The organism is Natrinema sp. CBA1119, assembly GCF_002572525.1.
GTDB lineage: Archaea > Halobacteriota > Halobacteria > Halobacteriales > Natrialbaceae > Natrinema.
In genome coordinates this window covers 3,274,583-3,295,852 of record NZ_PDBS01000001.1, presented here as the reverse complement: position 1 = coordinate 3,295,852, position 21,270 = coordinate 3,274,583, and the positions used below count along the sequence as shown (strand labels likewise).

The following is a 21,270-nucleotide window of genomic DNA, read 5'->3' as shown; positions in this document are numbered from 1 at the left end:
TGTCTGCTTGAAGGCGTCTGCTCGAGGGAAATTTCGTGATGGGTGTCCGCTGAGGAGAATTGCTCGAGCGCCGTCAGTCATCTCAGACGACGCTGTGATCCCGGTAAAACCGCCGCGTTCGATCATCAGCAAGCAGCGGTCGGTGTACCTGGAGCGAGGCGACGCCCGGATAGCTGTTGGCCTCGATGACCTGGAACCCACCCTCGTCGGTGACGATCAGATCCCAGCCGACGTAGGGTATGTGGGAGAGCGTTTCCGCGATCTCGAGCAAGCGGTCTCGAGTTTCCTCCCAACCGGGAATCGCTGTTCCCTCGATACGATCACCGGTCTCGGGATGACTCTCGTGCCAGTCGACGACACCATCGTGTGGATACTCCGCACCCGTACTGAGCACGCCCGTCTCGCGATCGATCTCTGCGCTCAATCCACCGTTCGAGAAGTTGTCCACGGGGACGGAGTCCCGTGTTCCGATTCGGTGAATCGCGATCGGGATGAACGCCTCTCCCGCCCGCTCGTCGTACATCGTCAGAACTCGAAGCGTGTTCGCCGTGTCGGGGAACAGCTCGTCCGCGTAGTCGGCCTGTTGGACGAACTCGCAGACAAGGTAGTCCTCGAGGCCCGCGAGCGTCTCGACGAGGTCGGACTCGCTCGTCCGCTGGCCGTCGAATCGGTACTCACCGTCCACTCGCTCGAGGAAGTGAACGTTGTTCCCGCCGCCGCCGCTGAACCACTTCAACACGAGCCGGTCTCCGTCCGAGAGGGCGTCGTCGATCCAGTCGATCGGTTCTTCGGTCGGCTGCGTCGTCGCCGGTTCGGGCGAGCGCTCGAGTTCGATGCCGCCGTCGGTTATCGCCGACTCTTCGGCGGGATCGAACGTGTGAAAGCGCCCGTCGTTGAGCAGCCCGTACACGGTCGGACGGTGAGTCGGGAACTCCCCGAGAACCCGGTGGAAGGCGAGTTTGTTGTCGATCAACGCGTTCCAGTGGCCGTTGATCTGCTTCGTTTTGACCAAGCGCTGGTAATCGGTGAGATAATCGGCGGGGTCGTTCGACTCGAAGTCGTAGACAACGCCGGACTTGCTCAGAAAGCCGCGTCGATAGAGCTGGAGTCGGCGACGGGGAGGAATATCGAAGGCCGACCCGGACCGTCGCTCCGCCCGGAGTAGCTTCCGCAACCGATTTGCCGACCGATAGGTTCCAACGATATCCATCACCCGCGACTGACGGGCCGCGACCCATATTTATCGGTAAAATAACGGTCGTGCCCGCTGTGGCGAACTGTCCCGCTCGCTAGAACGCCCGTTTGATCTTCTCGAAGAAGCCCTCCTTCACCTCGATTTCGTCGCCGCCGGCCTCCGCGAACTCCTCGAGCGCGTCGCGTTGTTCCTCGTTCAGGCTCTCGGGGGTGACGACCTGCACCTTCACGAAGAGGTCACCCTGTCCGCGACCGCGAAGCCGGGGCATTCCCTTCCCCTCGAGGCGGAAGGTCTCGCCGCTCTGGGTCCCCTTCGGAATCTCGAATTCGGCACCGCCCTCGAGCGTCGGCACTTCGACGGTGTCGCCGAAGGTGGCCTGTGGGAACGAGATCGGCAGCCGGTACTGGAGGTCGTCGCCCTCGCGGTCGAACTCCTCGTGCTCGCGAATCGAGACGTCGATCAGCAGGTCCCCGTGGGGACCCCCCTCCGGGCTCGGTGCCCCTTCGCCTTCCATCCGAAGGGTCTGGCCCTCCTGAATGCCGGCCGGGACCTCGACGGTAAGCGTCGCCTCGTTTCGGACGTAGCCCTCGCCGCGACACTCCCCGCACGTCTCGGAGTACAGCGTCCCCTCACCCTCACAGCGGGGACAGGCCGTCGTCTGCTGAACCCGGCCCAGCGGCGTCTGCTGGACCTGGGTCACCTGCCCCCGCCCCTGACACTGCGGACAGGTCTCTGCGTCTGCCTCCGGCGGATGCCCCTCGCCCTCGCAGACATCGCACTCCTCGGGCCGCTCGACGGTGAATTGCTTTTGTGCCCCCTCATAGGCCTCCTCGAGTTCGATCTCGAGTTCGGTCCGCAGATCCCGACCTTTTCGGGGTCGACGGCGGCCGCGTCCGCCGCCGCCACCGCCACCGAAGACCTGCTCGAAGAGGTCGCCGAGGCCGCCGCCGCCCATGCCACCGCCGCCACCGCCCATTCCGCCGAACGGGCCGCCGCCCATCCCGCCGGCACCGCCCGCATCGCCGGCGTCGAAGCCGTGTTTCTCGGCCTGCTCGTAGCGGTCGTGCCCCATCTGATCGTAGGCCTCGCGCTTCTCCTCGTCGGTCAGCACCTGTTTGGCCTTCTGGATCTTCTTGAACTTCTCCTCGGCATCGGGGTCGTCGCTGACGTCCGGATGGTACTCGGTGGCCTTCGACCGATACGCCTGTTTGATATCCTCGGTAGACGCGTCGGAGCTCACGCCGAGAACGTCGTAGAAGTCCTCGCTCATTCGTTGTTCACCCGATAGTCGGTTGAGACACTTGAAACGAACGTTCCGGACGTACCTTTTTGCGCCTCGGGATTCCTCATGGTTCGAGAGACCTTCGGTCTCTCGTCATCACGAAAGACGCTTTGCGTCTTTCGAACGACTTCGTTCGGAACCTCTCGGCGCAAAAATCTACGCTAAAAAGACCGCTCGCTCCCGTTGGTCGCTCGCGGGTGCAGTGCTTGCGCCTTCACCGCTGCAGTAACTCGAAAGCTACGGACGGGTCATTAATGGGGTGTTTCACTTCCTATTCACTCTCGAGGCGCGAGGGAGATGCATCTCATACCATTCGTCTTCCGAACTGACGACTCGAGCGCACACGATTCATCCCAGTCGTCTACGGTTCGGTAGAAAATTCGCAGGCAGATACCGACTCGTCCGTTCAGTCCTCAGTGATGTCGTCAGACTAGGTCTGACGGAGTGACGAAGACTCGTTACTCGTCGTCTTCGGCCTCGTCCTCGTCGAAGTCGACGTCCTCGAAGTCGGCGTCGACGAACTCCTCGTCCTCGTCACCGGCAGCGCCCGCGTCGGGACCGGGGTTCGGGCCGCCGCCCATGCCGCCGGGGCCTGCGCCAGCCGCACCGCCAGCACCTGCCGCTCCGGCACCCGCTGCGCCGCCGGCCGCACCGGCGTCCGCGGCACCGGCTTCCTGGTAGATCTGCTTGCCGATCTCCTGAAGCTCCTCGCTCAGGGTCTCGGTCGCCGTCTCGATGTCGTCGGCGTCAGCATCGTCGTCGTCGATCGTCTCCTCGAGGCCTTCGATCGCGTCCTCGATGTCCGCGCGAAGGTCGTCGTCGACCTGCTCGTCGTTCTCCTCGAGCAGCGTCTCGGCGCGCTGGATCGTGGCCTCGGCACTGTTGCGGGCCTCGATGCGCTGGCGCTTCTGCTGGTCCTCTTCGGCGTGTTTCTCGGCTTCGCGCTGCATCTTCTCGATCTCGGAGTCGGAGAGTCCCGCACCGCCCTCGATGGTGATCTCCTCGGTGGTGCCGCTGCCCTTGTCCTCCGCGCTCACGTTGACGATGCCGTTCTCGTCGATCGAGAACGTGACTTCGATCTGCGGGGTCCCCGCGGGGGCCGGCGGGATGCCGGTCAGGTGGAACTCGCCGAGCATCTCGTTTTCGGCGGCCAGTTCGCGCTCGCCCTGGAAGACCCGGACCTGCACCGTCGTCTGGTTGTCCGCCGCAGTGGTGAAGATCTTCGACTCCTCGGTCGGAATCGTCGTGTTCTTCTCGATGAGTCGCTCGAAGAGGCCGCCCTTGACCTCGATACCGAGCGAGAGCGGCGTCACGTCAAGCAGGACGATGTCGTCGACCTCGCCGCCGAGCACGCCGCCCTGGATCGCCGCGCCCAGCGCGACGGCCTCATCGGGGTTGACGTTCTTCTGGGGCGCCTTACCGGTCAACTCTTCGACCTTCTCTGCGACCTGTGGCATCCGGGTCGAGCCGCCGACCAGGAGGACTTCGTCGATGTCGTCCGCATCGTAGCCCGCGTCCTCGAGCGCCTGCTCGGTCGGCTCGACGGTGCGATCGATCAGGTCCTGCGTCAGCGACTCGAACTTGGCTCGAGTCATGGACTCCTCGAGGTGGATCGGGCCGTCGTCGGTCGCTGTAATGAAGGGCAGGTTGATCTCGGTCTCCTTCCGACTACTGAGTTCGATCTTGGCCTCCTCGGCGGCGTCCTTGAGCCGCTGGAGGGCCTGTCGGTCGTCGCGGAGGTCGATGCCGTGTTCGTCCTCGAACTCGTCGGCGAGCCAGTCGATGATGGCCTCGTCCCAGTCGTCGCCACCGAGGTCGTTGTCACCGTTGGTCGCGACGACCTCGTAGACGCCGCCGCCGAGATCGAGAATAGAGACGTCGAAGGTACCGCCACCAAGGTCGTAGACGAGAACGGTCTGGTCGGAGTCGTCATCGAGGCCGTAGGCCATCGACGCGGCCGTCGGCTCGTTGATGATGCGCTCGACCTCGAAGCCGGCAATCTCGCCGGCGTCTTTGGTCGCCTGGCGCTGTCGATCGGAGAAGTACGCGGGGACCGTGATGACGGCTTTCTCTACGTCGTCGCCCAGATAGTCTTCAGCGTCGCGTTTGATCTTCTGGAGGATCATTGCCGAAATCTCTTCGGGCGTATACTCCTCGCCCTCGATCTCGACGGTATAGTCGTCCTCGCCGATGTGGCGCTTGATCGAGGCGATCGTCTTTTCGGGGTTCTGAATCGCCTGATTCTTCGCGGGTTTGCCGACGAGCCGTTCGTCGTCGTCGGTAAAGGCGACGACAGAGGGCGTCGTTCGTTCACCTTCGCCGTTGACGATAATCTCCGGATCGCCGCCTTCCATCACCGCGAACGCGCTGTTCGTCGTCCCGAGGTCGATTCCGAGAATCTTGTTGCTCGCCATAGTGGACGGGTATTGTGCGCACTTTGTTTTAAAGGTTACTAGGCAGACGGAGGAACCGAATAAAATCCGGATACCGCGGCTCTCAACCTCGCTCGAGACAGTTGGGTCCCAGTAAAAACGAGCGTCACATTCGGCCACACGATCCGCGTCGGCTCGAGTCGCGAATCACCGGCGGACTGAGACGCGATTCGCCGACGACTCGAGCGGCTCCGTCCGCTCGCCTTATTCGTTCGGTTCGTCTGCCGCGGCGTCCGCGGAAGTGTCCTCGCGGTCGTCCTCGGCGACTTCGCCGCCGAGTTCGATCGCTTCGTCGTCGCCGCCGGCGTCGTTCGCCGAGGACTCGTCGGCCTCGGCCGCTTCGTCGTCCGCGGTCGTGTCGGCATCTGCGTCGGAGTCGCCGGTCGCCCCATCAGCAGCGTCGGGTTCGCCGGTGGCGTCGCCTCCGTCGTCCGATTCGTCGGCTGCCCCCTCCTCCTCGCTCTCGTCGTCGCCATCGCCGTCGTCTGGATCAGCGTCCGCGAATTCGCCGTTCGAGACGGTCACCTGAGCGTTCTGGATGACCTTCTCCCCCATCTCGTAGCCGGGCGTGTAGACGTCGGCGATGGCCCCCTCGGGCTGGTCGCTGTCGACCTGCATCATGACCTCGTGGCGCTGTGGGTCGGCCTCGGTACCCGGGTCGGGATCGATCTCCGAAACGTTCTCGTCCTCGAGGATGCGATCGAACTCGCGAAGCGTCATATCGACGCCGTCCCGGAGCGTTTCGACGTCGCCGCTCTCCTCCTCGAGCGCGCGTTTGAGGTTGTCCCGAACGCCGATGAGACGTTCGACGAGGTCCTCGGCGGCGCGGTCCTTGATCTGCTGTTGGCGCTTCTTGGCGCGTTTCTTGTAGTTCTGAAAGTCCGCCTGTTTGCGCTTGAGACGGCTCTTCAGGTCCTCTATCTCCTCTTCGTACTCCGCAATTTTCTCGTCGCGCTCGTTCAGGGCTGTCTCGTACTCGTCGAGTTCGGTCTGGAGTTCGCCGATGGTCTCGGCCTGGGACTCGATGCGCTCGGAAAGATCCTCGAGTTCCTCGCGCTGGTGTTTGACGGTCCCGTTGAGGTCGCGGGCCTCCTCGACGATCGAGTTGACCTTGTGGGCGAGTTCGTCGTCGTACTCGGTGACCCGATCGAGCATGCGCTGAACGTCTTCGCTCGTTTCGGGTGCATCCCCGTCTTCGCCGACATCGTCCGCGGTCGTTTCCGTCTCCACTGCTGTTGTCTCTTCGGCCGCGTCCGCGCTCGGGTCAGTCTCCGTGGCTGCTTCTGCCGATTCCGATTCGGTCGATTCGGATTCCTGCTCCGAGTCCTCGTCCCTCGACGTCTCGGGATCGACGTCGGCCGTCTCGCCGTCGTCGGATTCCTCCTCGGACGGGACACCCTGGGCTGACGCGTTCGTGCCCTCGTCTTCGCTCATGTGGCAGTCAACGAACAGCGGTAATAAAAGGGTTGAGGTACGGCGGCTCGCATCGGATGCCGTTTGTATCTGCCGCTGCGGATTCCGAGGGGCCGACCGAACCAAAACGACCTGCTACCGGTATCACCTGAAGCAATTATCCCGCTTGACCACCGAGGACCGATATGCAGTGGTGCGACCAGCCAGCGAGCTCGCTCGGGATCGAGGGTGTAAAGGCCCGGAACCGAAGCCAGAGGGGGCGAGTGGCGTGACCGACAACCCACTCCCGGCCGAACATCTCTCACCGCTCGCCGCGCTCGTCGACGAGGTACTCGCGGGTGTCGGCTACGAGGTGGCGGCCGCCACCGACGCCGTCGATGACACCGTCCCCGGCTACGGCGGCCTATTCGACCCCGCGACCACCCCGGCCGAGTTGCGTCGCGCGCTAGAAAGCCTGTTAGAGTCGGGACTCAGCCGGCCACCCGTCCCCGAGCCGACGAGCGACACGTTCGTCCTCTCCGTCGACGGCAGTTCCCGCGGCAACCCCGGCCCAGCAGGTGCGGGCGCTGTCATCACGGACGCTGCGGAGAACCAACTCGCCCGTCTCGGCCGACCCGTCGGCTCCCGGACGGGGAACAACACCGCCGAGTACGTCGCCCTCCAGCTCGGGCTCTCCGAACTGTTGGCTCGCTACGAGCCGCGCAGACTGGAAGTGCGCATCGATTCGATGACGGTCATCCAAGACGTCTGGGGCGGCGATGACCCGACGGAACCGGGCGTCGAGACGTACAGCGAGGCCGTCGCGGCGGCACTCTCGAGCATCCCGGACCACCGGTACACGCATCTGGCTGACAGCGACCCGAACCCTGCCGACGCGCTGGCGACGGTGGGTGCAGATATCGCGGCCTTCGGACCGGGATAGTAGCGTTACGGCGCTTAAGGTATGCAGACATACCTACTGTCAATTACATTTATAGGGGTCGTCCAAATATATTCTTGAATGACGGATTCCTTGAAAGAGAGGCTATTTCGGACCGACACTAAGGCATGGAACAACCCGTGGTACGGCTACATCGGTGCGCCAGTTTTTGCGATGGTTGGTGTAGTAATCGGTCAGCTATATGGTGTCCATCTCGTCTCCTCTCCATTGGGAGAGTACCTGACAGTGGCTCTCTGTTTAGCGGTGACAATGTTCGTCGGGTTCACAGGACTCGCATTCGTCGATAAACGCACATAAGATGTCTATTGCCGTGGACGTGTACGCTCTCCAACTGTATTTGCCACGCAGTACGAGCAACAGGCACCCACGTCTGGGAGAATGGGACGGCTCACGAGACCGATCAAAATAGCTCTCGTAGTGATCGATCTCGAGGTCGCGACAGACCCGACCGTATATGTGGGTCTGCCCCCGATTGTGTCCCGTGACGTCGACACCGGCCGACGAATCGATCGCGATCGAACTCCGGTACGAGGACGGAACGATCCGGATCGACAGCCTCGAGGAGTCATCGATCTCGCCATCGTCGCTTCGGACGGCCGTCCCCGATCTCGAGGCCGACCGGCGGACTGACGGCTTCCGCGTCCCAGCCGTTCGATACGCCGACTTCCGAGCGGCGCTGGCGGAGACGGACGCCGCAGTCGACGATCGCGTCCTCGACCTCGAGTCCGTGTCCGCTCTCGAATCCGCGTACGAACTGCGCGGCTATCAGACGACGGCGCTCGAGAGGTGGCTCGAGACCGATCGCTGGGGCGACGCCCCGACGCTCGCGTCGATCGGGCGAGCGCCCGCCGGCGTTCTCGAACTTCCGACGGGCAGCGGGAAGACGGTCATCGCGCTGAAGGCGATCGAACGGCTCTCGGTGCCGACGCTCGTCGTCGTGCCGACGATCGACCTGCTCGAGCAGTGGCAGCGCGAACTCGAGCGCGAATTCGATCGGCCGATCGGCCGCTTCGGCGGCGGCGAACAGCGCCTCGAGGCGATCACCGTTTCGACCTACGACTCGGCGTACCTGAAGGCCGATTCGGTGGGCGACCGGTTCGGTCTCGTGGTCTTCGACGAGGTCCACCACCTCGGCGGCGAGGGCTACCGCGAGATCGCGCGGCTGCTGGCCGCACCCGCGCGGCTGGGGCTGACTGCGACCTTCGAGCGGCCCGACGGCGCACACGAAATACTCGAGGAAATCGTCGGTCCGCTGATCCACCGCGTCGACGTGGACGAACTCGCCGGCGACCATCTCGCGAACTACGACGTCAAGCGACTCGAGGTCTCGCTCACCGCCAACGAGCGCGAGGAATACGAGCGGTATCAGGACGTGTTCACGGACTACCTCGCGCGCTCGAACATCGAGATGCGCAGCGGCTCTGACTATCAGGAACTCGTCAAGCGATCGGGCAGCGATCCCGACGCGCGCGAGGCGCTACTCGCACGCCAGCGCGCGCGGGAACTGTCATTTGGGAGTGAGGCGAAACTCGAGGCGCTCGCGGACGTCCTCGACGATCACCGCGGCGATCGGATGATCGTCTTCACGGCACATAACGACCTCGCGTACGACGTCAGCGAACGGTTTCTGATCCCGACGATCACCCACCAGACCGGCACGGCGGAACGACGGGAGATTCTCGAGCGGTTCCGGGAGGGAACCTACATGCGGATCGCGACATCGAACGTGTTGGACGAGGGTGTCGACGTCCCCGACGCGAACGTGGCGGTCGTGCTCTCGGGTAGCGGCAGCGAGCGGGAGTTCATCCAGCGACTCGGGCGGATCCTCCGCCCGAAATCCGACGGCGGACGAGCGATCCTCTATGAGGGGCCTTGTTTAGACGCTTGATTTCACCGGGTAGCGGCGTCAAGCGCTAGTTCGACGTTTCTGACGGCGCATTTGAGCACGAGTTCGCGGAACTGGCCGAACCAGGTTCTCGCTCGAACGATCTCGCCGTATTTGCGCCGGAGCGCAAAAAACGTCGATTCGATATTTGATCGTTGATGGTACGTTGTATCATCGAGCAACACATTGTTTGCGACGCCGTGCCAGCCAAATTCGCGGTGCTTGATCACCGGTTTGACGCCCTCAGACCGAAGCTTCTGTCGAAGGAGCTCCCAGTCGTAGCCTTTGTCAGCGGTTAGAATACTCAGTTTGTCTAGGTTGCGCGTGAGCAGTTGCCACGCGATCTGTGTATCGTGCGGTTGTTTCATCGAGCAATGTATATCTAGAATCGCACCAGTTTCGCAATCGATCAAGGCGGTCGTTTTCACCGCCCTGAACGTGTAATTCGTCCGTTTGGCGTAGTGCTGGCTCGCCGCGACCCGATCCATGCCGGTTGCGTCGATTGCCTGGATCTCGCCGGTCTCGTGCAGCTCCGCCGACAGCCGGAGAACGTCGCGCCAGAGCGGCATTTTGAGGTCTTGCATTCGCGCACACACGGTGGTAAAATCGGGCAGCTGAGTTACTTCTAGGTCAAGAATTCCCGCAATCCGTGGCATTTCGTACAGGACGTCCAAGAGTCGCCGGTACGGCAAATCGAGATACGTTTTGAGGCCGCGAATTGAGACGATCACCCAGTCGGCGTAGCCGCCGTCACCGCGTTTTACGGCTGGTTTTGGCCTTCCGACGACGGCTTTTTGGGCGAGCGAGACAACGTGGCTAGTGAAGCGGGCTAGCTTCGTGTGCACAGCAAAGCCTTCCCGCTTCACTCTCTAGTAAGTTAGACATTTAGCGTGAGCTACTAGGAACACGATACTACACTCTACGTCGCTGAGCCGCCGTATTTCGCGCGTCTAAACAAGGCCTCTATGAGGTTATCTCCGAAAATACCGGCGAGGAACGGATCGCGGGTCGTCGTCGCGACTGACGACCGGTGGATGGCAGACACACGTCGCCGGGCCGAATCAGTCGCTTCGGCCCGGCCGACGGCTGCTGTGTCCTGTATTCCGCAGGGCAGTATTTAGCGGGGGCCGCCGGCTCGAGGGTATCGACATCCGATCCGTTCGGACGATGCGATTTCGGGACGACCTACTGGTCATCGCGGTCGGTCTCGGACGAACGGTGCCGCTCGAGAAGCTGTTGTACCCCGGCCCGGAGCGCTTCGCTCCGGGAGTGGTAGACGTCGGCGTCGACGAGCGACTCGAGGGCGGCGAGCTGTTCGCCGGTTGCCCGGAACGTCACGCGCTCGAGCGTCCGCCCGTCCGCCAGCCGGGAGTGGTCGGGGTCGGCGACGACGTCGTCGGACGACGGACTACGCGACATATCCGGTCACCTCGTTCCGGTCGCGATCGGGGCGCGACGACGCGCTCGTCTCAGTTTCTGTGACTGTGAGTCCCGTTCTATTTTTCGCGAGGACCATGTGACGAGAAGGGGACGGCCGGTGAAAAGGGCTCGCGTAGCGCGGTGGAAGTGAAACTGTTCGACTCCGGCACTGGCGGCCGGGATAGCGTCGGTTTCGATCGTCACGGAACGCCGTTTGATCAATCGTCAAAAGGGCGGGTCGGATCACGCGATTCCCGGCGAGACGGACAGCGTTATGCTCGTTCGGCCCTTGCACGTGACGCGGGCAACCGCAGACACACACCATGCCCGAAGATACGCATTCATCCGCCCGGAGCAGTGCATCCGAGTCCGATCGGTTCGAGCGACTCGAGAGCGCCGAGTACGACCGCGTCAACGAGTTCCTTCGCGATCGCGTCGCCTTCACGGCCCGCGAGTGGGCGATCGCTCGCCTCGGGGCCGACTTTCGGACCGGAACCGGTATCGAGATGACGACCATCGGGGAGAACCTCCCCGACCTCGTTCCCTTCATGGACGATCAGTACACGCGTCAGGCCGTCTACCAGTCGCGGAAATCCTTCGAAGAGAAGGTTCGGAAAGCGGGCGCGACGTTCCTCTACGGCGCCTACTCCGATTTCTTCACGGCCGACGAACTGGACGACATCGCCTACGAGGCCACGGAGGTAGCGCGGTTCCTGATCGAAGTCGAAGGGGCCTCCCTCTCGCACGAGACCGAACGGGAGGCGGAAGAACGGGTCAAAGCGGCGATGGAAGCCGTTCACCGGGCGAGCCTCGAGCTCCGATACGACCGCTGTCCGAACTGCGGCGAGCGACTGGGGGAGGACGCGATCGAATCCGAGTGAATCGCTCAGCGGAGGTGAATGAAGGACTCGATCGGCCCTCGAACGCCGTCGTGGGTCTCGTACGCGATTCGGAAGCCGGTAACCGTCCGGATGACTTTTGTCGACGCCGCGCCGACTCGAGACAGATGCTGACGAAGGACCTGCTTCGCGTCTCGCGGGCCGGCGGCGGCTACCAGCCGCAGTTCGCCGACCGCGAACACCGGCCGCTCGCCGCCCGCGTCATCGGCACGTATCAGGGCCACGTCGGCGAGCCGCGGGCGACGCTCGAGAACGCGCTGACCGCGCTCGAGCGCGAGGCCGAGGACTTCAAACTCGTCCGGGGCCTCGCGGCGCTGGTCGAACGCGAGACCGTCGCGGAGACGGAGACGGCGATCGAGCCCGAACGGGCCCGAAGGGCCGCGTTCGAGGCGGCCGAGGCCGTCGGCGTCGTCACCGAGGACGAGCGCGCGATGGCGTTCATCCGCGCGAGCGAATCGGTCGACGCGTCGGCGGACGACCTCGAGGCCGCGCTGTACGCCGATCTCGAGGAGCGACAGGTCGTGACCGCGGTCGAGTCGCGCTGGGATCCGGACGACCTGATCGCCCAGTACAACCTCTCGCTCGCGCAGACGGCGCTGTTCGACGCGACCGAGGTTCGAGTGCGCTCGAGCGATCCGAAGGCGTTGATTTCGGCGATCAAGCGGCTGCGGCTGATGTACGAGATCCACCGGGTTGACGACGGATCTGTAGACGACGATGCGGGACTCTCCGAACGCGAAGTTATCGTGACGGGACCGACCCACCTCTTTCGCGCAACCCGGCGCTATGGGACGCGCTTTGCGCGACTCCTGCGAACGGTCGCGAAGGCTGACCGGTGGCACCTCGAGGCGACGATCGACGACCGCGGCACCGAACGGACCCTTGAACTGTCCCACGAGGATCCCGTCCGGGTACCGGACGCGGAGCCGATCGCGGAGATGTCTTTCGACAGCGGTGTCGAGGCCGATTTCGCGGCCCGCTTTACGAATCTGAATCTGGACTGGGACCTCGTCCGCGAACCGGAGCCCCTCGCGACGGGAACGCGGGTAATGATCCCCGATTTCGCGTTCGAGTACGCTCCCGCAGGGACGGGCCGCGGGGACGCGTCGAACGAGTCTGACGTCGTGGGTAGTAACTTCCGCGTCTACTTCGAGATCATGGGGTTCTGGACGCCGGAATACGTCGAGAAAAAGCTCGCTCAGCTCGCCGGTCTCGAGGACGTGGCCATGCTAGTCGCCGTCGACGAATCGCTGGGCGTCGGCGAGGAGATCGCCGCCCGCGACCATCGAGCGATCCCCTACTCGGGAACGGTCAGAGTCAAAGACGTCGCCGATGTCCTCCGGGAGTACGAACGCCAGCTGGTCGCCAAGAGTGCGGCCCGCCTTCCCGACGCGTTGCGGCCGGCGGACGACGCCGTCACGGTTGACGCGCTGGCTGATCGCCACGGCGCGAGCCCGGACGCGCTCGCGGACAAGGCGTTCCCCGAACACGAACGAGTCGGTCGGACGCTGGTTCGCCCCGCCGTTCTCGAGTCGGTGGCGGACGAAATCGAGCCGGGGATGGCGCTCGCGGACGCCGAAGCGATCCTCGAGGCGGTCGATCTCACCGACTCGAGCGCGATTCTTTCGCGACTCGGCTATCGCGTCGAGTGGGAGGGGCTGGCCGGGGGGACGCTTGTCGAACGGTAACGGCCGAGACCGGGCGTTGAACGACCGAGACCGGACGTCAAACGGCCGGGCCGCGAACGGTTGCGGACGATATCGGGGATGGCGAAGGCAGTGTGGTCCGGCAACCGTGGCCGATTTTCAGATACAGCGACACAGATCCAACGTGCTTTGTGATCACTCTTAAGCCCCCGTCACCCATCTTGATAGATACGCAGTGTCTAACCAGTCCTCTCCCGACCCCGTTTCCATCCTCCTCGTCGAAGACAATCCCGGCGACGTTCGCCTGATAGAGGAGGCGTTCAAAACGGCGGGATTCGAGACGGTCTTTCATACGTTCGCGGACGGTGGATCCGCCCTCGACTTCCTGCATGAGCAGGTGCTGTGTGCGGACGATGCCGACGTGGATCTCATGTTGCTCGATCTCAATCTTCCCAGAACGAGCGGATTCGAGGTACTCGAGACGCTCAAGAACGAGCCGGATCTCACGTCGCTACCGGTCATCGTCCTCACGAGTTCGGAGGCGACCGAAGACATCGTCAGGAGTTACGAACTGTGCGCGAACGCCTATCTCACCAAGCCGAGCGATCCGGCTGAGTTCGCCGAACTCGGCCGTGCCGTCGAAGCGTTCTGGATCGACGAAGTAACGCTGCCACCAGTACCCTCGTAACTCGAGACGGACAGTACAGACTCGAGACGGACGTGGACGGCGCTTTTGATTCCGATCAGTCCCGATCCGTCTCGCTCCAGTCGCAGTCCTGACACTTCCGGCCGGTGACGAGTTCGGTCACCGACGGCATGTAGGTCACCGCCAGGACGGAGCCGCCACACGCCGGACACTCCTCGTCGGCCTCCTCGATCGAGTCGACCTCCATGACGGAGTCGCCCTCGACGATCTCGGCGAGTTTCTTGGCCGTCACCATTCGCCCCTGAACGACGCGATTCTCGCTCACACTCAAATTTTCGGACGAGACACCCTAAGCTTTCCTGACGCGGTCGCCGGCCGACCGTCCGCTCGAGGCCGGCGCGGTCTCGTCGCTGAGGACGGTCGACTGGTCGGTAGTTGCAGGATTCGAGCGGTGGCGGTGGGGCTCTCGGTCGGCATGTGTCTGCGGGCACAACCGTATAGATGCTCTTGCCCGAACGTCCGCCTATGGAGACGCGATGGGCGCTCGTCGACGGCGTCACCCTCGAGTTACCGGCCGACTGTACCGTCTACGAACTCCGGGATGCCCTGTACAAACCGGACGACGCAGTGCTCGTCGCAGTGACCGGAGACCTCGTTTCGATCGTCCACGACGAAGACCGACCACTTTCGGAGTTAGTCGCCGGCTGTGCGGAGACGTACTACTTCCGGCGGCCGGAGGAGCCCGACCGAAACGAGGTACTGGCTGCACCGGAACTCGAACGTGTGCTGGAGCAATCCGACGACGAGCGAGCCGGGGCGGAAACGACGTTCCAACGGCCCGGAATCGATCACTGAACTGGTCGACGATACCGTCTATCGTTCGCCGTTGACAATTTCGACCGGATCGCCCACCCGGAGGGTCTCGCCGCGATCGCCTTCGGGGACGCGCGCGATGAGCATCAGCGAATAGTAGTGGTCGAACGCGCCCGCGTCCGCCCAGTCGGGGAAGGTCTCCTCGCGGCGGCGAACGAACTGCTCTCGAAATCCCGGAGTCGGATCGCCGGTATCGGGATCGCGCTGGGGAACGACGCATCTGCCACAGGGCGTCACGCCCTCGAACCGGACGCCGCCGACTTCGAACGCCGGCGCGTCCGCGCCGACGAACCGGTCTTCCCAGAACGGCTCCACGCCACCGACCTCGACGTTCGCTCGGAGCCGTCGCCGAACGCCCTCGACGGTCAGTTCGTCGAACCAGTCAGCAACGGTGCGCAGCGTCGCCGTGCTGATCACCGACGGCCCCATCTCGCGTCGATCCACGAACCCCAGCGATCGATCTCTCTCGAGCGATAGCTCCACGTCGAAGAACTCGCTCAACCAGGCCGCTGCGGTCTCGCGATCGGACTCGAGGTCGAATCGCTGCCGTTCCCCGTCGCGCGTCTCGATCGCGAGCTCGCGCGTTTCGGGATCGAAATCCGTGTCGAGGTCGTGTACTCGATCGGTCCGCTTCCCGTTGAGTACGTCGCCGTCAGTGTCGAACAGCGCGAACTCCCGATCGTGGGCGACGGTCCCGCCCTCGAGGACCTCGGCCGTCTCGAGATCAATGCTGTCGAGTCCCTTCACCGGATACACCCGCAGCCCCTCGAGTCGTGCCATTAGTGAACCGTATCGGCCGGTGATGCATTATACTAGCGACCGAAACGCGGTTCGCGCTGATCGAACAGCCGTCATCCGATCGGTGCCGACAGACTGTCAGTGGCGACGGGAGCGCGACTACGTGACCGATAACGGGACGCTGCCGGGTCAGGAATCGTTCCGTGTGATCGAATCGCGAGAACGAACTCGTCGATGGACGACGACGTGTTCCGAATCAATCGATCGTCACGACGGGGGTCCCGGTCTCGTCGAACTCCACTCGCACCTGATGACCGGCGTACGGAAATCCGACGTGTCCCGACCGCCGTTGGCCGGACTCCGTGGCTGCGAACACCGCGCCGAGCGCATCGGGATCGACCGCGTCGAAGAGCGGCGGTAATTCCATGGGATCGGTCCCCTCGAGTGCAGCTACCCCAGTAACGATCCGCTCGTGTACCTCATCGGTGTCGAACGCGAGGGATTGTTCCATTGAAATCTACCGCCACACCACTCCATTAATAACTTTCGAAGCATTGATTCATAGCAGTTATTTCCGATCGTAACTGCCAGCTACTGGTCGCTCGAGTTCGGAGCGGCCATCGAAACGCCGCTCTGTCAGTCGCCGTGACGACACCCCGTCAGCCGCCGGGGGATCGCGCTTTCGATCGACCACTGACCGAGCGCGTTCGCGGGTCACTCGTCGTCGTCCGTCTCGTTCGCGTCGTCTCCGGATCGATCGTGGTCTCCGGACTGATCGTGGTCTCTGGATCGATCATCGTCAGCGCTGTCGTCCCTCTCGTCCGTATCGGGCGTTTCGCCGGTGGTCTCCGGGAAGTAACCGGCTGTTCCGACATCGACTCTCGCGAGGCTCGGTTCGGCGGCCGCCTCGTCCTCGAGGAAGGTCCCGTAGGCGAAGTTCGCGATGTACAGCGACGTCGCGGTTTCCTCGGTGGTCCCGAAGTGGACGTCCGCGGGGAAATCGAGGGGGTCGCCGCCGGCGAGCGTCTCGATTTCCTGATCGTCCGTCACGCGGACGACCTCGTTCGCCGCGTTCACCGCGACGTAGAGGGTTCCGTCCTCATCGATCGTCATGCCGTCCGCACCGACCAGACCCTCGTCCTGGACGACCTGTTCTACCTCTCCGGCGCTCCCGTCATCCGCGACCGGGACTCGCATGACCGATCCCGCGTTGAGATTGTCGACGTAGACATCGCCGTCCGGATGGACGGCCAGCCCGTCCGCACCAACCGGCGTCTGGGCGTCCATGTCCGGCTCGAGCAACGGATCCGAAACCCACGGCTCGGCTTCGCCGTCGGTCGTCACGCGCCAGATCGCGCCGCCGAGGTGATCGGAGACGAGCAGCGCGTCCGACGTCGCGGGATCGGGCATGATCCCGTTCGGCATCGATTCGTCGGGCGACAGCGACGCGATCCGCTCGGGGTCGCCGTCCTCCGGATCGACGCGCCAGATGCCGTGCGTCTCCCGCTGGCCCGACCCGTTCGCGGCATAGAGCGTACCGTCGAGGACGGTAACGCCGAGTAGGAGCCCCTGATCGCCGGTATCGAGCGTCGCGACCGACGACTGATTCCCCTCGGAGTCGACGGCGCGGATCTCGCCGGACGGCCCCATACTCAGGTAGACGGTTCCCCGCTCGTCGATCGCGAGATTCTCCGGGAGCGCGGGCGGTTCGAACTCGGCGATCGTCTCGAGGTCGCCCGCCGCGTCGTCTTGTCGTCCGAACGCGCCCGTGGGGAGACTCGCGAGCGCGCTCGTCGCGGCGATGCTCCCCAGGATAAATCGTCGGGAAACACTCGCTCGGGAATCGGTACCGGTCGTCGGCTCGGTCGTGTTGTCAATAGTCATGACTGCAACGGCGGGACCGACCAGCCGAAATCGTGTAAATCGCGCACACCGTTTCCCGACAAACCGACCGGTTATTGCGAGTTGCACGGGCGAAAGTTCGTGTTTGTCCGCATCCATGACCCATTATGTCGGCCGAGCGGGTGTGAGTCGGTCCGCGCCGACGGCGATGTCGTGCACACTGTTCCCGACGGTCTCTCGAGTCGGCGGATAGCAGTACCCGTTTGCCGAACCGACTGTTCCCGAGCACCCACTTACCGAACTGACAGCTCGTCACCCCCCGACGGCTCCGTGAACTCGAGTTCGATCTCGAGTTCGCGCTCTCGCTGCTCGGAGAACTCGATCTCGACCTCGACGGGATCACTGTAGTCGAAGGGGATCTCCCACTCCGACGCGGAGATGGTAAACGAGGATCCGGCCTCGAGCTGATCGGCGAGGTCGTGGAGGAAGGCGGCCGTCTCCTCGCTGGAGAGGTACACCTCCTGTTCGAAGAAGCCGCTCGTAATCGTCCGCCGGTCGCTGGTTCGATCGTCGGGGAAGTCGACGCGGTCGCTCATAGTGGTCGTCCCACGACGACGCCGATAAAGCTGCATCCACGCGTTTCGACAGATCGGATCGATGGCATACTTCCCCTGGCTTCGACCGCGAGCACAGTGAGAATCGTCGACACCTTTCTTGATGCGGGATGTCGTACGGACGTGCGTGACACTGATCGACGCCCTGGGAAACGGAACGCGCTTGGCGATTCTCAGGGAACTCTCGCGGGAACCGATGTACGTCTCGGAACTCGCAGCGGAGATCGGAATGGATGGAAAAACCGCCGTCCACCACCTCTCGACGCTCGAGGACGCCGGGCTGGTCGAACACTACAGGCGCGGGAATCGGAAGTACTACGAACTCGCTCGGCGCATCGAGTTGCGCATCGCCCCGCCGCCGGAGCGCGCGTTCGTCCTGCAGGCCGATCCGCTCGACGACGAGAGCGAGTCGGAATCGGAGCCGTCGTGAGATCCTCCTCGTGTCCATGCATGGGTCGGACAGTGACAGTGGTGTAGTGAAAGTGGTGTCCAACTGGCCCGTGTAGAAATCTCCCACGGGTTCCGTGTAGGGATTTCCATGGAACTGATCCCTCCGGCCTGCTAGCTATATGGCACTGGTTCGCATGCGGAACCCACATGCTCGAGGTCCTCGTCGAGAGCGCCATCGCGTCACAACGTCCGAGAGTCGCGAATGCGGTGCGCTCGATCGGTACGAGACGCCGCCTCTCTCGTCGATCGGTCCGACGGATCATCGCTGCTCTCCTGGTGACCGCGACGCTCGTCGCAGTTCCGGTCGCGCCGGTTCTCGCTCAGGGCGACGACGGAAGTGTGGATGAAGACGTCGACGCGGCGGAGAACGAAGGCGGCCTCGAGGGGGCGATCGAGGGATTCGTCGAGGCGCAAGGGCTCCTCGGTGCGGTGCTCGTCCTCGTCGTCGGTGGCGTCCTCTTGACGGTCTGCGTCGAGAAGCTGATCAGTTATCTCACTCGAGCGGCGCTGAAATTGAAGATATCGCTGTTCGCGCTCGCGATACTCTTCACCGGATTCGAGTTCGACGACACGATCCTCGCGCTCGTTCTGTCGGCCGGCGACCTCGAGGGTGCTGCCCTCGGGACGGCGCTCGGGACCGGACTTGCGATCATCGGCGTGACGCTCGCCCTCGCCGCGATCATCAGGCCCTTCCCGGTCGATCTCCCGTCCGATTACATCGCCCTCTTCGCGATGGCACCGCTGATGTTAATTCCGTTCGTGCTCCTCGGAACGCTGACGTTCGTCCACGGACTCCTGCTCCTCGTCGCGTTCGTCCTCGCGTTCGGTTATATTATCGCTCGAGAGTACCAGCGCGACACGCCGGTCTTCCGGACCACCGAACTCGGCGAGGAGATACAGGCCGACGGCGGCGTCGCGTTGCCCGCAGAGTTCTCGGAGATCTCCGAGGATCGACTCGTCGGCGGTCGCTTCGCGTCCGGGTGGCTCTGGCTCCTTCTCTCCGTCCTGGCACTGATCGGCATCGTGTTCGCGTCGATGTTGCTCGAGGCCGGGTCGGAGGTCGTTATCGACGGGTTCGGCCTCGAGGAAACCGTCTTCGGGGCGACCGTCCTGACGGTGATCCTCACCTTCGAAGACGTCATGCTCACGATCGAACCGGTTCGACGGGGGGTCCCCGAGATCGGCGTCGGAAACGTCATCGGGAGCGTCCTCTTCTCGGTGACGGGAAACGTCGGCGTCATCATGCTCCTCAGCGACCTCGAGATCTCCCGATCCGTGCTCACCTTCCATCTCCCGACGGTGATCGTCGTGACCGCCCTCGCCGCGTACTTCCTCTACAAGGGGAAGCTGAAACGGTGGCACGGCTTCCTCCTCGGCGGGCTCTACGTCGCCTACTGGCTGATCGCGATCGTCGTCTTCGGTGGCGTTCCGATCAGTGGCTGAGCCTCGGTGAGTTCGCGGAACTGGTCTCGTCGGCAGCGCTGTCACGGCCGTGACGACCGGATCGCGGGCACTAGTGAGGTCGTGGGCACCGGCGATGGCGACCGTCCCCATCGAGACCGCCTTCGACCGCTCGGTCGCGTTTCGTCGTGACCGCAATCGGCAACTAAGTACGAGCGTGGTGTAGGCTCACGGACATGGTCGTTCCGAGCTCGACGGTGGCCCTCGTCGGCCTGTTTCTCGTCGGCGTCGTGCTGGTAATCTGGTGCGTCGAGATCTTCATCGAGGCCGTCGCCCAGAGCGCCGTTTCGCTCGGCGTTTCCGGCTTCTTTCTCGCAGTCGTACTGGCCGGTGTCGACCTCGAGAACGCCGTCCTCGGGATCACCGCGGCGTTCGTCGAACTTCCCAGGCTCGCGCTCGGGACGGTGTTCGGGGAATCACTGTTTGTCCTCGCCGTCGCCGTCGGACTCGCGGGGGTCCTCGTGCCGTTTCGGATGGACGTTCCCAGCGCATATCTCGTGCTGCTCGTTCTCGTTCCCGTCCCCGCGTTCGCGCTGTCGATCGGCGGGACGATCGATCCGCTCGAGGGAGCGGCCCTCCTCGGGTTGTTCGTCCCGCTGCTCGCCTACATCTTCTGGCACGAGCGCCGCTCCGAAACGACGTATCTGCTCTCGGCGGAACTCCAGGAAGTGGTCGATCTCGAGGCCGACGCGGAGAGCGAAGCGGCGGTGCAGACGGGAGCGGAGACGGAAACAGGAATGCCGAACGGGGGTGACGAGTCGAGAGTACAACCGACCGGGGAGTCGGATCCGGAGTTGGATCTCGACCTCGACGAGTTCGTCCCCTCCTTTGAGCACCGGAGCGGCCTGTTCAACCTCGGCGTGGCCGTCCTCGCGGTCGTGGGGATGACCGTCGGCTCCGGGGTCACGGTGGTCAGCGCCGAGGGAATTTTCGTCGCCTTCGGCATCTCGGGCCTGGCGTTCGGGGCGACGGTGTTGAGCTTCATCGCCTCGATCGAAGAATTGGCGCTTACCGTCGAACCCGTTCGACAGAGCCGCCCGGAACTGGCCGTTGGGAACGTGGTCGGTAGCACCGTCTTCTATCTGACGGCAAACGTCGGCATCATCGCCATGCTCCACCCTGTCGGCACCGGCGGCGACGTGCTGACGGTCCACTGGCCGTTTCTCGCGGGCAGCCTGCTCGTCGTCACCGCCATGCTTGCACGCGGTCGCGTCACCCGCATCGGTGGCATCGCCCTGTTCGCGCTCTACGTCGCCTACTGGATCGCGAACTATGCGTAGCCACCGGAGGGCGGCTCGTCTCGAACCGAGTCGAGGAGAACGAGTGGCGGTGGATTCTCCGATCGTCCGCCGACGATACGCCAGGCCGACACGTCCGATCTCGGCTGCTTCGGACCGTACGTACCGTTCGACGGATAGGTATTCGAGGTACATAACTACTCTAGGAGGAATTCGTTCGAACGGTGACGGAATCCGCGTCCGGCGCAGTGGATCGACCGATCTGGACGCTACAGATCCTGTCGACCAGAACTGCAT

At 63.7% G+C, this 21,270-nt stretch carries 21 protein-coding genes; 10 read left to right on the top strand and 11 right to left on the bottom strand.

Translation table 11 applies throughout. From position 1 onward, the window contains the following. Positions 1-82 precede the first annotated feature (82 nt). From CP556_RS16330 to CP556_RS16315, 4 genes are all read right to left on the bottom strand, one after another. A complete protein-coding gene (locus CP556_RS16330; protein WP_098726579.1) occupies positions 83-1,210 on the bottom strand; it encodes a sugar-transfer associated ATP-grasp domain-containing protein in 1,128 nt (375 codons plus the stop codon). Positions 1,211-1,289: 79 nt separating this feature from the next. After that, positions 1,290-2,465, bottom strand: a complete 1,176-nt coding sequence (gene dnaJ, locus CP556_RS16325) for a molecular chaperone DnaJ (RefSeq protein WP_098726578.1) — start codon at positions 2,463-2,465, stop codon at positions 1,290-1,292. A gap of 470 nt (positions 2,466-2,935) precedes the next feature. Next, positions 2,936-4,891, bottom strand: coding sequence for a molecular chaperone DnaK (gene dnaK / locus CP556_RS16320; protein WP_098726577.1), 1,956 nt, complete (start codon positions 4,889-4,891; stop codon positions 2,936-2,938). A 222-nt stretch (positions 4,892-5,113) separates the two neighbouring features. Continuing rightward, complete coding sequence (locus CP556_RS16315) at positions 5,114-6,343, bottom strand: nucleotide exchange factor GrpE (protein WP_098726576.1); 1,230 nt, start codon at positions 6,341-6,343, stop codon at positions 5,114-5,116. 247 nt (positions 6,344-6,590) lie between these two features. Here CP556_RS16315 and CP556_RS16310 point away from each other — a divergent pair, with 247 nt between their 5' ends. From CP556_RS16310 to CP556_RS16300, 3 genes are all read left to right on the top strand, one after another. Then, a complete protein-coding gene (locus tag CP556_RS16310) occupies positions 6,591-7,244 on the top strand; it encodes a ribonuclease HI family protein (RefSeq protein ID WP_098726575.1) in 654 nt (217 codons plus the stop codon). A 78-nt stretch (positions 7,245-7,322) separates the two neighbouring features. Continuing rightward, positions 7,323-7,559 (top strand): hypothetical protein, encoded by a 237-nt coding sequence (locus CP556_RS16305; protein ID WP_098726574.1) that lies wholly within the window; start codon positions 7,323-7,325, stop codon positions 7,557-7,559. A 157-nt stretch (positions 7,560-7,716) separates the two neighbouring features. Continuing rightward, a complete protein-coding gene (locus CP556_RS16300) occupies positions 7,717-9,150 on the top strand; it encodes a DEAD/DEAH box helicase (protein ID WP_098726573.1) in 1,434 nt (477 codons plus the stop codon). Positions 9,151-9,152: 2 nt separating this feature from the next. On the opposite strand, the gene CP556_RS16295 is transcribed toward CP556_RS16300, so the two are convergent. Continuing rightward, the gene (locus CP556_RS16295) at positions 9,153-10,013 is read right to left on the bottom strand and encodes an IS5 family transposase (RefSeq protein WP_098724588.1); all 861 of its coding nucleotides are present in this window, start codon (positions 10,011-10,013) and stop codon (positions 9,153-9,155) included. A 319-nt stretch (positions 10,014-10,332) separates the two neighbouring features. After that, the gene (locus tag CP556_RS16290) at positions 10,333-10,566 is read right to left on the bottom strand and encodes a ribbon-helix-helix domain-containing protein (protein ID WP_098726572.1); all 234 of its coding nucleotides are present in this window, start codon (positions 10,564-10,566) and stop codon (positions 10,333-10,335) included. A 323-nt stretch (positions 10,567-10,889) separates the two neighbouring features. Here CP556_RS16290 and CP556_RS16285 point away from each other — a divergent pair, with 323 nt between their 5' ends. The 3 genes from CP556_RS16285 to CP556_RS16275 all read left to right on the top strand — a co-directional run bounded on the left by CP556_RS16285 (position 10,890) and on the right by CP556_RS16275 (position 13,799). Beyond that, positions 10,890-11,447, top strand: a complete 558-nt coding sequence (locus CP556_RS16285) for a DUF5806 family protein (RefSeq protein WP_098726571.1) — start codon at positions 10,890-10,892, stop codon at positions 11,445-11,447. A 125-nt stretch (positions 11,448-11,572) separates the two neighbouring features. Further along, on the top strand, positions 11,573-13,153 hold the full coding sequence (locus CP556_RS16280) for a DUF790 family protein (protein ID WP_098727440.1): 1,581 nt from the start codon (positions 11,573-11,575) through the stop codon (positions 13,151-13,153). Positions 13,154-13,346: 193 nt separating this feature from the next. After that, on the top strand, positions 13,347-13,799 hold the full coding sequence (locus tag CP556_RS16275; RefSeq protein ID WP_098726570.1) for a response regulator: 453 nt from the start codon (positions 13,347-13,349) through the stop codon (positions 13,797-13,799). 55 nt (positions 13,800-13,854) lie between these two features. On the opposite strand, the gene CP556_RS16270 is transcribed toward CP556_RS16275, so the two are convergent. Next, entirely contained in the window at positions 13,855-14,082 is a 228-nt protein-coding gene (locus tag CP556_RS16270; protein WP_098726569.1) for a DUF5795 family protein, read from the bottom strand. A 200-nt stretch (positions 14,083-14,282) separates the two neighbouring features. Here CP556_RS16270 and CP556_RS16265 point away from each other — a divergent pair, with 200 nt between their 5' ends. Next, positions 14,283-14,612 carry a hypothetical protein gene (locus CP556_RS16265; protein ID WP_098726568.1) on the top strand — a complete coding sequence of 110 codons (330 nt, stop codon included), beginning with the start codon at positions 14,283-14,285 and terminating at the stop codon, positions 14,610-14,612. An 18-nt stretch (positions 14,613-14,630) separates the two neighbouring features. Here CP556_RS16265 and CP556_RS16260 read toward each other — a convergent pair whose 3' ends face one another. From CP556_RS16260 to CP556_RS16245, 4 genes are all read right to left on the bottom strand, one after another. Beyond that, complete coding sequence (locus CP556_RS16260; protein ID WP_098726567.1) at positions 14,631-15,410, bottom strand: MOSC domain-containing protein; 780 nt, start codon at positions 15,408-15,410, stop codon at positions 14,631-14,633. Between the two features lie 214 nt (positions 15,411-15,624). Further along, a complete protein-coding gene (locus tag CP556_RS16255; RefSeq protein WP_098726566.1) occupies positions 15,625-15,879 on the bottom strand; it encodes a HalOD1 output domain-containing protein in 255 nt (84 codons plus the stop codon). Positions 15,880-16,082: 203 nt separating this feature from the next. Continuing rightward, positions 16,083-17,252, bottom strand: coding sequence for an SMP-30/gluconolactonase/LRE family protein (locus CP556_RS16250; RefSeq protein ID WP_141551698.1), 1,170 nt, complete (start codon positions 17,250-17,252; stop codon positions 16,083-16,085). 251 nt (positions 17,253-17,503) lie between these two features. Beyond that, entirely contained in the window at positions 17,504-17,806 is a 303-nt protein-coding gene (locus CP556_RS16245; RefSeq protein ID WP_098726564.1) for an amphi-Trp domain-containing protein, read from the bottom strand. 145 nt (positions 17,807-17,951) lie between these two features. On the opposite strand from CP556_RS16245, the gene CP556_RS16240 reads away from it, so the two are divergent. The 3 genes from CP556_RS16240 to CP556_RS16230 all read left to right on the top strand — a co-directional run bounded on the left by CP556_RS16240 (position 17,952) and on the right by CP556_RS16230 (position 21,015). Next, entirely contained in the window at positions 17,952-18,254 is a 303-nt protein-coding gene (locus tag CP556_RS16240) for an ArsR/SmtB family transcription factor (protein WP_098727439.1), read from the top strand. Positions 18,255-18,421: 167 nt separating this feature from the next. After that, positions 18,422-19,717: a sodium:calcium antiporter gene (locus CP556_RS16235; RefSeq protein ID WP_255291485.1), complete on the top strand. Its 1,296-nt coding sequence runs from the start codon at positions 18,422-18,424 to the stop codon at positions 19,715-19,717. A 194-nt stretch (positions 19,718-19,911) separates the two neighbouring features. Next, complete coding sequence (locus tag CP556_RS16230) at positions 19,912-21,015, top strand: sodium:calcium antiporter (RefSeq protein ID WP_098726563.1); 1,104 nt, start codon at positions 19,912-19,914, stop codon at positions 21,013-21,015. Positions 21,016-21,270: the final 255 nt, after the last annotated feature.